Genomic DNA, 11,978 nt, shown 5'->3' with positions numbered 1-11,978 from the left:
GGATACGGCGTAGCATGCCGCCACCGCGTTTCCCGACGTTTCCTCGCTTTCCCCCCTTTCCTGCTTTCCCCGCGTTTCCCCGGGCTCCCCGGTTTCTCGAGGCTTCCCCGGGTTCCCCCCGACCTTCACCGCGCGGAGGCCCCGATGAGCAGCCTGTCCCCGCCGCCCTCCGGCGCGCTGGCCGAACCCGTGCGCAGGGTGGGCCCCTGGTGGGTGGCGGGCATCGCGCTCGCCAACCTGGCGCTGTTCGTCGGCTACTTCGCCCCGCTGCAGGTCCTGCTGCCCGAGCAGGTCGCCGCCGCCGACCCCGCCGGCAAGGAGAGCGCGCTGGCCTGGGTGACCGGCGCGGGCGCGCTGGTGGCGATGCTGGCCAACCCGATCGCCGGCGCCCTGTCGGACCGCACGACCGGCAGGTGGGGCCGCCGGCACCCGTGGACGCTCGCGGGCGCGCTGGCGGGCGGCCTGGCGATGGTGTTCATGGCCTTCCAGACCAGCGTGCTGGGCATCGCGCTCGGCTGGTGCCTGGCCCAGGCCGCGCTCAACGCCACCCAGGCCGCTCTCAGCGCCGGCGTGCCCGACCACGTGCCGGTCGAACAGCGCGGCGAGGTGTCGGGATGGATCGGCGTCCCGCAGTCGGTGGGCGTGGTGCTCGGCGTGGTGCTGGTGACCGTCGTGGCCACCACGACCACGTCGGGGTATCTGCTCGTCGGAGCGGTGGTCGCGCTGCTGGTGCTGCCGTTCGTGCTGACCACGAGGGATCCCCGGCTGGCCGAGCGCCCGCCGTTCGACCCGAAGCAACTGTGGGTCAGGCATCCCGACTTCTTCTGGGCGTGGATCACCCGGTTCCTGATGATGCTCGGCAACGCCATCGCCACCCTCTACCTGCTGTACTTCCTGACCGACGAGGTGGGCTACGAGCAGCTCTTCCCGGGCGAGAAGGCGACCGACGGCCTGCTGGTCCTGATACTCGTCTACACCGTCACGGTCGTCCTCACCACGGTGGTGGCGGGCGTCGTCTCCGACCGGTTGGGCCGCCGCAAGGCGCTGGTGACCTGCTCGGGCCTGGTCAGCGTCATCCCCGCCGTCATGATGGCCTGCTGGCCGCAGTGGCCCGTGGTCGTGGCCGCCGCCGCCGTCCTCGGCGCGGGGTTCGGCGCCTACCTGTCGGTCGACAACGCGCTGGTCACCCAGGTCCTGCCGAGCGCCGGCGGCAGGGCGAAGGACCTGGGCGTCATCAACATCGCCAACTCCGGCCCCCAGGTGCTCGGCCCGGTGATCGCCGGCCCGATCGTCGCGGGGCTCGGCGGCTACACCGTGCTCTACCTGACCTCCGCCGTGCTGGCGCTGCTGGGCGCGGCGCTGGTGTGGAAGATCCGCGGCGTGCCGTGATCCGTCCCCCGGACGTCCCGGGGAGGTCCTGAGAGGGTCACCCGGCGAAGTCGGCCGCGTGGTCGGCGAGGTAGTCGGCCAGCGAGCGCGGCGGGTGCCCCGCCAGGTCCGCCACCGTGCCGGTGGTCTTCGACCAGTCGCTGTCCGGGACCGCGGCCATCATCTCGGCCAGCTCGCGGGCGGTCGCCTCGGGCAGCCCCCACCGCCGCCGGGCATGCTCGGTCATCTCCTCGATGCTCAGATCCACGTAGGTGACGGTACGGCCGAGCGCCGCGCTGAGCTGGGCGGCCACCTCCTGCTGGGTCAGCGCCTCCGGACCGGTCAGGACGTGCGTCGCGCTCTCGCCGACGGGCGCGGTGAGCAGGGCGAAAGCCACGTCCGCGATGTCGCGCGTGTCGATGTAGCCGGTGCGTCCGGTGCCGTAGGAGCCGTGGAAGCGCCCGTCGGCGACCTCGCCGGGCAGGCTCTGCATGAAGCCCACGGGTTGCAGGATGGTGTGGGGCAGCCCCGACGCGCGCAGATGGGCGTCGGCCTCGCCGTGCGGCCCGCCGCTGAGCGGGGCGCCGGGTCGCGCGCCGAGCACCGAGACGCTCACCACCTGGGAGACGCCCGCGGCCGCGGCGCGGTCGATGACCTCCTTGTGCCGCCGGGCGAAGTTCGGCCACGGCGCGGTGTTCAGGAAGAGCCGCTCGCCCATGGGCACGGACGACGGCCGTTCGAAGTCGCCGACCGCGTACTCCACGCCGAGCGCCTCGCCCTGCTCGGGCCGGCGCACCAGGGCCAGGACGTCGGCCCCCGACTCGCGCAGCCGGGACACCAGCGCGCGGCCGATCGAACCGGTCGCGCCTGTCACCACGATCATCGAAACCTCCATAAGTGGACGATCGGATTCCGCTTCTGTCGGGACGGTACACTAAGCGGAAGATCGTCGTCCAGTTAGGAGTGAAGGTGCGCGCTGACGCCCGCCGCAACAGGGACCGGATCGTGGAGGCGGCGCGCGCCGTGGTGGCCGAGCGGGGGATCGAGGCGCCGATGGAGCTCATCGCGCGCCGTGCCGGGGTCGGCGTCGGCACCGTCTACCGGCGCTTTCCCGACCGCCACGCGCTGATCGCGGCCATGGCCGAGCAGTACATCCACGAGATCGCCGACGCGCTCACCAAGGCGGAGGAGTCGGAGCGGGGGGCGTGGGCGGCCGTCAGGTCGTTCGTGCTGTGGTGCGGCGACCAGGGCAGGGGCGCCCTGGCGGCGGCGCTGGCCGACCTGCCGCAGGAGCTGTTCGAGGAGATGCGGGAGTTCGTCACGGTCAGGGCGAACATGGTCGAGCGCCTCGAGGCGCTCGTGGCCGCGGCTCAGGAACGCGGGGAGATGCGGGCCGACGTGGGCGCCGACGACCTGATGACGTTGCTGAACATCTTCACCTGCCACCCGACGCCCCGCGGCGAGCACTACCTGCGCGTCATGCTGGACGGCATCGCCACCGGCTGACTCGGGCGTCCGCGCGTCGCGGCGCCGTCTCTCTGACCTGAACTTGACGGGGGTCTGACCGGATACCTCCCCTGACGCGGGCAAGCCGTCGTCAGGGTTCCGGTGCGGAGAGCGAGGCGGCATGGCGGCGATCATCGAGTGGCGGCTGGCGGGGGAGATGGAGCGGCGCCGGCTGCTGGCCAGGGGAGGCACGGCCGCGCCGGACCCCGAACTGGTGAAGTCGGTGACCGACCTGGTCCAGCGGGTACGGCTGCGCGGCGACGAGGCACTGGCCGAGGCGCTCGACCGTTTCCACTGCGTCAAGGCCGGCCTCAGGGTCGGCGCGGCGGAGCTGGAGGCGGCCGGCGGCGAGCTGGACGACACGCTCAAGGAGGCGGTCAGGATGTCGATCGCCCAGGTCAGAGCGTTCAACGAGACGGCGCTCGCCCGCTCGCACTGGCGGGTGGAGCGCGACGGAGTCACCGTCGGCGAGCTGGTCCGCCCGATCGAGAGCGCCGGCCTCTACGTCCCGTGCGGCAAGGGCTCCTTCCCCTCGGTCCTGATCATGCTCGCCACCCCGGCGCTCGTCGCGGGCGTGGGCAGGATCGCGCTGGTCGTGCCGCCGTGCGTGGACGGCCGGGTGGACCCGGCGGTGCTGTTCGCCGCGCACGAGCTGGGCCTCACCGAGGTCTACCGCAGCAACGGGCCCGCCGGCATCGCCGCCCTGGCCTGCGGGACCGCCACGATCCCGGCCGTCCGCAAGCTCGTCGGCCCCGGCAGCCCGGCGGTGAGCGTGGCGATGGCGGCGGCCCAGCGGCTCGGCTGCGTGGTTGAGACCGGCTTCGGGCCCACCGACCTCATGATCGTCTGCGACGGATCGGCCGACCCCCGCCTGCTGGCCGCCGACCTGCTGAACGAGGCCGAGTACGGCTTCGACTCGGCCGCCGTCCTGGTCGGCACCGACCGGCAGGTGCTGGAGCGCGCCGCCGCCGAGCTGGCCGCCCAGATCGACGAGCTGCCCGGGCCGCGCCGCGACTACGCCGAGAAGTCGGTGCGCGGAAACGGCGGCATCGTCCTGGTGGGATCGGCCGAGGAGGCCATGGCCGTCGCCAACGCCTACGCGCCCGAACACCTGCAGCTGGCCGTCGCCGAGCCGGAGGCCTGGCTGCCCCTGGTACGGCACGCGGGCGCGGTCCTGCTCGGCCAGTGGACCACGCCCGCCGCGTCGAACTTCGCCATCGGCACGCCCGCCACGCTGCCCACGACCGGCTTCGCGAAGGTGACCAGCGGGGTGTCGGTGCACACCTACCTGACCAGGATCCCCGTCGCCCAGCTCGACAAGGACGCGTTCTGGCGGCTCGCGCCGACGATCATCGCGCTGGCCGAGCACGAGGACTTCCCCGCCCACGCCGCCACGGTCACCGTCCGGCAGAACTGAGTCCGTCGCGGGCCGTGCCGTACCGCGCGGACGGCGAGCCGGGAGCAGCGGCCGGCGGGCCAGGATCGGCGGCTGGTGGCTAGGGAGCGGCGGCTGGTGGGCCGGATGCGGCGGGTGGCGGCTCGGCCCGGTCCTCGACAGCCCGCCAGGCCCGCTCCAGGATCGCCAGCTCCTCGCGGTCCAGGTCGCGCAGCGGCGCCCGGCAGTACCCGGCAGGCCGGCCCCAGACGCGCAGCAGCCCGCGGTAGACCGCCAGGTCGCCGGCCCCGGGCACGACGGCGTCGGTGACCAGGCGGCGCAGCGGGAGCAGGCGGCCCCACCTGGCGCGGGCGTCCGGCAGGTCGCCCGCCTGGACCGCCCGCCACAGGCCGGTGCCCTCCGCCGTGGCGACGTTGAGCAGCCCGCTGATCCAGCCGTGCGCCCCGCCCGCCATGGCCTCGAGCGGCGCGGTGAACCCGCCGTAGAAGACCGCGAAGCCCTCACCCGTCGCCGTGCGCAGCTCGTGCACCTCGTGCACGGTCGGCAGCGTGCTCTTGACCCCGTGCGCCACGCCCTCCTGGTGGAGCCTGGCCAGCTCGGCGACCGGCAGGGGAGGGACGGCCGCGTTGGCCGGGATGTTGTAGACCCACAGCGGCAGCCCGCAGGCCGCCGCCACCGCGCGGTAGTGGCCGAGGATCTCCCGCAGGCTGGGCCGCTGGAAGTACGGCAGGACCACCAGCGCGGCCGCCGCCCCCATCCGCTCGGCGTGCCGGGTCAGCGCGATGGTCTCGGCCGTGGCGTAGGCGCCGGTCCCGGCCAGCACGGGCACCCGGTCCCCGACCGCGTCCAGCGCCACCTCCAGCAGCCGGCGCCGCTCGGCCCCCGACATCGCCACGAACTCGCCGCTGGTGCCGCCCACGACCAGGCCGTGCGCGCCCTGCCCGACCAGCCAGTCGAGGTGCTCGGCCGTGCCCCGCTCGTCCAGGCTCCCGTCGGCGGCGAACATGGTCAGCGCCGCCGGCCAGACCCCTCTCATCGGGTGCCGCCCCGGTCGTACTCGGGCCGGAAGGGGTGCTTGACGATCTCCTCGATCCGCGGGACCGGCCCGAGCCCGGGGGCGTCGGAGACGATCCACTCGCCGTCGCGCACCTCGGGCGGGTTCTCGGTGTAGCGGTCCCAGTAGACGAGCTGCTCGGGCGTCAGCATCGACTCGGAGATCAGCAGGTTGGGCAGCGTCGCGGCCAGCTGCCAGGTGGCGGCGCTGGCCAGCGGGCCGAACGGGTTGTGGAAGGCCATGGAAATGGCGTTGGCCTCGGCCATCGTGGCGATCCGCTTGGCCGCCGTCAGGCCGCCGCAGAAGATCACGTCAGGCTGCGCGACCGCCAGTGCCCGCTGCTCCAGGAACGGGGCCGCCGCGTACGGGCCGGCCCAGCGCTCGCCGGCCGCGATCGGCGTCGTCGACCGCCTGGAGACCTCGGCCAGCCACTCCGGCCGCTCCGGCGGCACCGGCTCCTCGATGAAGGTCAGCCGGAACGGCTCCAGCACCTCGCACAGCCGCACCGCGTCGGCCACGTTCAGCCGGCCGTGGCAGTCGAGCATCAGGCGCACGTCGGGCCCGGCCACCTCGCGCGCCGCGGTGAAGTACTCGGTCACCAGCGGCCAGATCCAGTTCGGCAGCAGTTCGGTCTCGGTGTGCCGGGCCGGGATCGCCGCGGGCGTCTCGTGGTGGACGCTCGACACCTTGGTGTAGAAGCCGGGCAGCGTGGTCTTGATGGCGGTGAAGCCTCGGGCGATCCTGTCGGCCACCTCGGCCGCGAACTGCTCGGGCGTCTCGGTGGCCCTGGCGTGGGTGTAGACCGGCACCGTGTCCCTGAACCTGCCGCCGAGCAGCCGGTGCACGGGCACGCCGAGCGCGCGCGCGTTGAGGTCCCACAGCGCCACGTCGATCGCCGAGATCCCGATCGTCAGCAGCGTGCCGCCGAGGAAGGAGTCGCGGTACATCCGCTCGAAGTGCTGCTCCACCCTGGTCGGGTCCTTGCCGACGAGATACTCGCCGAGCTCCTCCACCAGCGCGGACACCGTCCTGGTACGGCGGCGCATGGCGACCTCGGCGTACCCCTCGACACCGTCGTCGGTCTCGATTTTGACGTAGATGGCGTTGTAGTAACCGAACTCGGCGATCCACTGGCGGACAGCGGTCACGCGCATGCGCTGGCTCCTTCGGGGAGGGGATGGATCCCATCCTCAGCGCACTTAGGACCTAAGTCAATAGTGTGCCTGAGCACAGCGGTTTCCCCGGAAACCCGCCATGGTCTACGCTTTCCTCGAACATAGGTCTTTGGTGAAGGAGGCACTCAGTGGCCGGGACGATGCCGCGCGACCGCGCCCTCCTCGGCACGAGGATCGCCGGACTGATCACCGAGCACATCCGCGCCAGGGGCCTGTCCGAGGGCGATGAGCTGCCCTCGGAGGCCCAGCTGGCCGACGAGTACGGCGTGAGCCAGCGCGTCGTGCGCGACGCCTTCCGCTCCCTCGCCCAGCAGGGCGTGATCCGCACCCGGCAGGGCAAGCGGGCCGTCGTGAGCGAGCTGCGCCCTGTGGCCGTGCACAGTTACTTCCGCCTGGCGATGGAGGCCGACGCCGCGGCCCTCGACGAGCTGGTCGAGTTGCGCCTCGCGCTGGAGACCAAGGCGGCCGGCCTGGCCGCCACACGCATCACCGAGGCCGAGCTCGACGCGCTGCGGGCGTTGCTCGACGAGGTGGAGCACGTGGGCGACGACCTGCGCAGGCGGGTGGAGCTCGACCTCGCCTTCCACATCGGGGTGGTCAAGGCGGCCCGCAACCGCTTCTTCAGCGGCGTGATCGAGGCGCTGTCCGACGCGTTGACCACCGAGCGGGAGCGGGGCAAGGAGCTGACGGAGGCGCTGGGGGAGGGGCACGCCGAGAGCGACGCCGAGCACCGCGCCCTGCTGCTCGGGCTCGGCACCGGCGACGCGGCCCTGGCCGAACAGCAGATGCGCGCCCACCTGCAGCGCGTCCAGCGCGCCTTCCGCGCCGACCACTGACGGATCCATCGGGTCCAGCGCGCCTTCCACGGCGACGGCGCCGGCGCTCGCGTAAGGCACGCGTGCGGGTGGACCGCGTGCGGAAGGCCCGCGTGCGGGTGGACCGCGTGCGGAAGGCCTGCGTGCGGGTGGACCGCTCGCGGGAGTACTGCGGGAAAGGACCGGCTCCCGGCGAGGACCGGAGCGCCGGGAGCCGGTCCGGTCTCATTCCCAGACCGGCGCGGCCTGCGCCCTCCGGTACAGCGCGTCGAACGCGGCCGAGCCGTCGTCGTCGCGCACCCCGAGGCTCGCCCCGCTCGGCTGGACCGGCAGGTTGCCCACGTACCTGCACTCCTCGAACAGCTGCTTGATCCCCGCGTAGTGCCGCACCCTGCCGTCGCCGAGGTGGAAGCTCAGCAGCCGTCTGGGCAGCACGGGCGTGAACCCGTCGGGCACGCGCCACCGCTCCAGCGCCGCCTCGTCGAAGGTCACGCCGAGGCCGGGGCCCTCGGGCAGCCTGCCGTACCCGCCGCGCATCTCGATCGGCTCGGTCAGCAGGTCGTCGGCGTAGACGTTGAGGCACGTCACCGCGGGCCAGCGGGCGTGGGTGAGCACGGCGCCCAGGTGCAGCGTCCAGGCGGTGGTCAGCCCAGGGCCGACGATCTGCAGGAAGAGGTCCTTGTTGAACGCGGCGGCCCGCAGGCCCTGCGCGATCGTGCCCGACACGCCCGCGTTGCAGGAGACGAAGCCGTCGATCGCGTCCTGCCGCATCCACTCGGGGAACAGCGCCGCGTTGTAGTGCTCGACGACCGGCCGGCCGGCCCGCGCCCTGACCGCCCGCTGCGCGGCCACGTCCGACTGCAGCACAGGCGACTCGTACATCCGCACCCTCGGCTGCCGGTCCAGCCGCCGCAGCACCTCGATCGCCTCGCCGGGGGTGCGCAGCATGCCGTTCCAGTCGAGGTCCAGCTCGTAGTGCTCGGGGGTCACCGCCGAGATCGCCGCGACCTGCTCGTGCACGTCGAACCAGGGCCTGGCCTTCAGCTTGTGGGCGAGGTAGCCCTCCGCCAGGGCGTCCTTGGCCTCCTCGGCCAGCACCTCGGGCGGCATCTTGGTGCTCCACCACGCCAGCGGGCACCAGCGCCGCACCACCGGCTGGCCGAACAGCGCGTGGACGGGCACGCCGAGCGCCTTGCCCGCCACGTCGTACAGCGCCATCTGCAGCCCGGCGCCCAGCGTGTCGTCGGCCATCACCTCGGCGGGATGGCGGCCCACGACCCGGGCGACGGTCTCGTCGGTGGTCCTGGCCCAGGTGTAGTGGGGCAGGCTCTCGCCGTACCCCACGAGGTCGGCGGCGTTGGTGCGGACCCGCACGACCTCGACCACCGCGAACTCGGCGACGAGGATTTCGTTCCACGGGCGGGAGCGCTCGCGGAAGGGGACATGCAGGGTGACGCGCTCCACCGCGGTGACGCGCAGGCTCATGGGCTCCTCACTTCCCGTACCCGGCGGCGATGCCCTCGATGAGGCGGCTGCTCATCCACAGGTAGAGCAGCAGCAGTGGGATCACGACGATGCAGATCCCGGCGAACAGCACCGACCAGCGCGCGCCGGTGTACTGCATGGTCTGGACGAAGTTCAGCAGCGTCAGCGAGATCGTCTTCTGCTCGCGCAGGAACGACAGGGCGAAGAAGGTCTCGCCCCAGTCGCCGATCGCCTGAAGGATGAACAGCGCGATCAGCCCCGATCTGGTCAGCGGCAGCATGACGCGCCAGTAGGTGTGGTAGGGCCCCGACCCGTCCAGCGCCGCCGCCTCCTCCAGCTCCCGGGGGAGCGATGCGAAGAAGGCGGTCAGGAAGAAGACGGAGAACGGCAGGTTGGTGGCGATGTAGACGATCAGCAGACCGGTCAGCGAGTCGATCAGGCCCATCCGGTCCAGGCCCAGGTAGATCGGGATCATGATGGCGGGGCCCGGGATGCCCAGTCCCATCGCGAACAGCACGGTGACGGGGCCCGACAGCCGCCAGCGGAAGCGCGACAGCACGTAGGCCGCGGGCGCGGCCAGCAGGATCGTGCCGAGGCCGCTGCCCGTCACCAGCAGCAGCGAGTTGAGCACGCCCTCGCCGAAGGCGGCCGAGGTCCACGCCTCGGCGTAGTTGCCCCACTGGAGCTGGGCGGGCAGCCCCCACGGGTCGTGAACGACCTCCCTGGTGGTCTTCAGCGACGACAGCGCCATCCAGCCGACCACGAACAGGTCGAAGACGGCCAGCGACCAGGCCAGCGGCATCGCCAGCAGGAACAGGGGGCCGCGGCTGCGCCGTACGGTGCGGGTGGTCATGCGGCTCCTCAGTAGTCGGTGCGCTCGCGGCGGCCCATCACCCTGCGGACCAGGAGGGTCAGCACGACGGTGAGGACCATGGTGAGGACGGCGGCGGCCGAGGCGATGCCGTACCTCGGCACACCGTCGGAGGGGAAGGCCCCCGCGTAGGCGTAGACGGAGAACGTCCACAGGTCGGTGGGCGGCAGGCTGCCCGCCGCTCCCGCGAAGACCAGCACGAACTCGAAGGTCTTGAGCGCGCCGATCGCCCACAGCACCGCGCACACCCCGATGACGTCCCACGTCAGCGGCACCGTGATGTGCCAGAACCGGCGCGCGGCCGAGGCGCCGTCCAGCTCGGCGGCCTCGTAGAAGGTGCGCGGGATGCGGTCGGCCGCCGCCATGAAGATCACCGTGTACGTCCCGGCCGCCAGCCACGTCATGCCGGCCATGACGGTGGTGAACATGTTCTCCGGCGCCAGCCACAGCGGCGGGTCGGGCACCCCCAGCGACTTCAGGACCGAGGTGGCCAGCCCGTCGGGGTCCAGCAGGAACCCCCACAGGATGGCGATCACCAGCCCCGGCACCAGGCTGGGGAAGAACACCACGGCCCGCACGAACTTCCGGCCGGCCATGTCCTGCAGCAGCATGGTCAGCACGAAGGCGATGACGAAGACGGCCGCGCCCACGCCGAACAGGATCTTCATGGTGTTCGCGAACGACCGGCCGAAGACAGGGTCGGCGACCATCTCGGTGTAGTTGCCGAGCCCCGCCCACTCCATGGGGCCGGCCCCGGCCCAGTCGTTGAAGCTGATCCAGACGGTGAAGACGCTCGGCACGATCATGACGAGCGTGTAGCAGACCAGCGCGGGAAGCAGGAACGGGCCGATCATCCGGCGCCTGGCCGCCTCGAAGGGCCCCACACCCTCCCTCCGTACGGCAGGCCGCGCCGGCGTGCGCTCCAGCAGGCGTACCGCCATCAGCCCTTCGACTTCCAGTAGGCGGCGGCCTGCTCGGCCATCCTCGTGGTGAACTCGGCCGCGCTGATCTTCCCGAAGAGCAGCTGGTCGCTCAGCGGCAGCAGTACCTTGCTGGTGAAGTCGCCGGAGTCGACCACGTCGGCCTTGTTGATCTCACCGCTGTCCAGCGCCTTCTTCAGGTCGGCGATTTGCGGCGCGGCGGGCACGTCCTTGCGCACCGACATCTCCAGCGCCACGGTGGAGACCTTCTCCTGGTACTTGCGCTGCAGGAAGAAGGCGACGAAGCGCTTGGCGTCGGCGGCGTTGCGCGCCTTCTTGGGGATGCCGAACCCGGTGGTCGTCACGTTCAACGTCGGTGTCTTCCCGGCCACGGCCGGGAAGCGGAAGGCGCGGAACTCGAAGCCGGGCGCGGCGTACGGCGCGACCTCCTTGGGCAGGTAGGTGCCCTGGTAGAGGAAGTCGGACTCCCCGCCTGCCCATTTCTGCTGCATGGCGGGGAACTTGGTGGCGTTGAAGCCGTCGGGGAAGTAGCCGCCCTTGGCCAGCTTCTCCACCATCGTGGCCGCCTGGAGCACCTCCGGCTTGAGCCAGCCGCGCCCCGTGCGGTCGGGCGCGAGCGCGTGCCAGCCCTCGTCGCCCATGATCGCGCGGGCGAAGTGCTCCAGGTAGCGGGCGTTGTAGTTCGGGATGCTGCCGTCCTGCCCGAGCGGCTTGCGGCCCTTGGCCTTCTGCGCCTCCAGCAGGGCGGTGAACTCCTCCCACGTCTTGGGGGGCGCGGTGACCAGTTCGGGGAAGGCCTTGCCGTTGAAGAACCAGCCGTAGGTGGAGACCTGGTAGGGGACCTGGGTGACCACCCCGTCGGCCGAGGTGGCCATCCGCCGGTAGGCCTCGCCGACGGTCTCGGCGACGGTGGCCTGCTCGCCGTGGACCTTGGCCTGGTAGACGTCGGACAGGTCGAGGGCGGCCTTGGTCGCGGCGAACTGCCTGGTCAGCTCCCTGTTGTTGCCCTCCACCAGGTCGGCGGGCACGTGGTCGGTGTTCAGGCTGGGCAGGAACGTCTTGACCGCGGTGCGGCCCTTCCACTGGGTCCTGACCTTGACGCCCGTCTCCTTCTCGAAGTCGGCGGCGGCCTCGGCCAGCACCTTCTGGTTGGGCTCGCCCTCCGACCACATGCTCCAGACGGTGATCTCCCTGTCGCCGCCGCCCGAGGCCTGGCCGCCGCAGGCGGTTAACAGGCAGACGGCGACGATCGCGGCTCCGACCTTCATGGGGACCGCCCTCTCAATTAAGACATAGGACAGATGTGTGTGCCCACCGTACAGCGCATCCGCCCAGGGTCAAGAGGCATTCCAGCGCGGCCGATTCCT

General features: G+C 72.0%; 11 protein-coding genes. 4 read left to right on the top strand and 7 right to left on the bottom strand.

Going from position 1 to position 11,978, the window contains the following annotated elements; translation table 11 throughout:
• The first annotated feature begins 144 nt into the window (after positions 1–144).
• Positions 145–1,389: an MFS transporter gene (locus tag ABZX22_RS01145; RefSeq protein ID WP_354904693.1), complete on the top strand. Its 1,245-nt coding sequence runs from the start codon at positions 145–147 to the stop codon at positions 1,387–1,389.
• A gap of 37 nt (positions 1,390–1,426) precedes the next feature.
• On the opposite strand, the gene ABZX22_RS01140 is transcribed toward ABZX22_RS01145, so the two are convergent.
• Positions 1,427–2,251, bottom strand: a complete 825-nt coding sequence (locus ABZX22_RS01140) for an NAD(P)H-binding protein (protein WP_354904691.1) — start codon at positions 2,249–2,251, stop codon at positions 1,427–1,429.
• A gap of 86 nt (positions 2,252–2,337) precedes the next feature.
• On the opposite strand from ABZX22_RS01140, the gene ABZX22_RS01135 reads away from it, so the two are divergent.
• Positions 2,338–2,874 (top strand): helix-turn-helix domain-containing protein, encoded by a 537-nt coding sequence (locus ABZX22_RS01135; protein ID WP_354904688.1) that lies wholly within the window; start codon positions 2,338–2,340, stop codon positions 2,872–2,874.
• Between the two features lie 121 nt (positions 2,875–2,995).
• The gene (gene hisD / locus ABZX22_RS01130) at positions 2,996–4,291 is read left to right on the top strand and encodes a histidinol dehydrogenase (protein ID WP_354904685.1); all 1,296 of its coding nucleotides are present in this window, start codon (positions 2,996–2,998) and stop codon (positions 4,289–4,291) included.
• Between the two features lie 79 nt (positions 4,292–4,370).
• Here the strand turns inward: hisD and ABZX22_RS01125 are convergent, their stop codons facing one another.
• Both ABZX22_RS01125 and ABZX22_RS01120 read right to left on the bottom strand, forming a co-directional pair.
• Positions 4,371–5,306, bottom strand: a complete 936-nt coding sequence (locus ABZX22_RS01125) for a dihydrodipicolinate synthase family protein (RefSeq protein WP_354904682.1) — start codon at positions 5,304–5,306, stop codon at positions 4,371–4,373.
• Positions 5,303–6,478, bottom strand: a complete 1,176-nt coding sequence (locus tag ABZX22_RS01120) for a mandelate racemase/muconate lactonizing enzyme family protein (RefSeq protein WP_354904680.1) — start codon at positions 6,476–6,478, stop codon at positions 5,303–5,305. The genes ABZX22_RS01125 and ABZX22_RS01120 overlap by 4 nt, the downstream gene beginning before the upstream one ends.
• Positions 6,479–6,627: 149 nt before the next feature.
• On the opposite strand from ABZX22_RS01120, the gene ABZX22_RS01115 reads away from it, so the two are divergent.
• On the top strand, positions 6,628–7,335 hold the full coding sequence (locus ABZX22_RS01115) for an FCD domain-containing protein (protein WP_354904678.1): 708 nt from the start codon (positions 6,628–6,630) through the stop codon (positions 7,333–7,335).
• 204 nt (positions 7,336–7,539) lie between these two features.
• Here the strand turns inward: ABZX22_RS01115 and ABZX22_RS01110 are convergent, their stop codons facing one another.
• The 4 genes from ABZX22_RS01110 to ABZX22_RS01095 are packed head-to-tail and all read right to left on the bottom strand — an operon-like array spanning position 7,540 to position 11,879.
• Positions 7,540–8,799 carry a mandelate racemase/muconate lactonizing enzyme family protein gene (locus ABZX22_RS01110; RefSeq protein ID WP_354904676.1) on the bottom strand — a complete coding sequence of 420 codons (1,260 nt, stop codon included), beginning with the start codon at positions 8,797–8,799 and terminating at the stop codon, positions 7,540–7,542.
• A 7-nt stretch (positions 8,800–8,806) separates the two neighbouring features.
• A complete protein-coding gene (locus ABZX22_RS01105; protein ID WP_354904674.1) occupies positions 8,807–9,652 on the bottom strand; it encodes a carbohydrate ABC transporter permease in 846 nt (281 codons plus the stop codon).
• Positions 9,653–9,660: 8 nt separating this feature from the next.
• Positions 9,661–10,611, bottom strand: coding sequence for a sugar ABC transporter permease (locus ABZX22_RS01100; RefSeq protein WP_354904671.1), 951 nt, complete (start codon positions 10,609–10,611; stop codon positions 9,661–9,663).
• Positions 10,611–11,879 (bottom strand): ABC transporter substrate-binding protein, encoded by a 1,269-nt coding sequence (locus ABZX22_RS01095; RefSeq protein ID WP_354904669.1) that lies wholly within the window; start codon positions 11,877–11,879, stop codon positions 10,611–10,613. The genes ABZX22_RS01100 and ABZX22_RS01095 overlap by 1 nt, the downstream gene beginning before the upstream one ends.
• Positions 11,880–11,978 lie beyond the last annotated feature (99 nt).

Origin of the sequence: Nonomuraea sp. NPDC003804, from assembly GCF_040610675.1 — a bacterium.
Classification (GTDB): domain Bacteria; phylum Actinomycetota; class Actinomycetes; order Streptosporangiales; family Streptosporangiaceae; genus Nonomuraea.
Note: the sequence above shows the minus strand (reverse complement) of the source record. Positions and strands in the feature narration are given on the sequence as shown.

Excerpts from the sequence above, each read along its gene's own strand:
- ABZX22_RS01145 (WP_354904693.1), top strand. The coding sequence starts at position 145 with ATGAGCAGCCTGTCCCCGCCGCCCTCCGGCGCGCTGGCCGAACCCGTG.
- ABZX22_RS01140 (WP_354904691.1), bottom strand. The coding sequence starts at position 2,251 with ATGATCGTGGTGACAGGCGCGACCGGTTCGATCGGCCGCGCGCTGGTG.
- hisD (WP_354904685.1), top strand. The coding sequence starts at position 2,996 with ATGGCGGCGATCATCGAGTGGCGGCTGGCGGGGGAGATGGAGCGGCGC.
- ABZX22_RS01125 (WP_354904682.1), bottom strand. The coding sequence starts at position 5,306 with ATGAGAGGGGTCTGGCCGGCGGCGCTGACCATGTTCGCCGCCGACGGG.
- ABZX22_RS01120 (WP_354904680.1), bottom strand. The coding sequence starts at position 6,478 with ATGCGCGTGACCGCTGTCCGCCAGTGGATCGCCGAGTTCGGTTACTAC.
- ABZX22_RS01110 (WP_354904676.1), bottom strand. The coding sequence starts at position 8,799 with ATGAGCCTGCGCGTCACCGCGGTGGAGCGCGTCACCCTGCATGTCCCC.
- ABZX22_RS01105 (WP_354904674.1), bottom strand. The coding sequence starts at position 9,652 with ATGACCACCCGCACCGTACGGCGCAGCCGCGGCCCCCTGTTCCTGCTG.
- ABZX22_RS01100 (WP_354904671.1), bottom strand. The coding sequence starts at position 10,611 with ATGGCGGTACGCCTGCTGGAGCGCACGCCGGCGCGGCCTGCCGTACGG.
- ABZX22_RS01095 (WP_354904669.1), bottom strand. The coding sequence starts at position 11,879 with ATGAAGGTCGGAGCCGCGATCGTCGCCGTCTGCCTGTTAACCGCCTGC.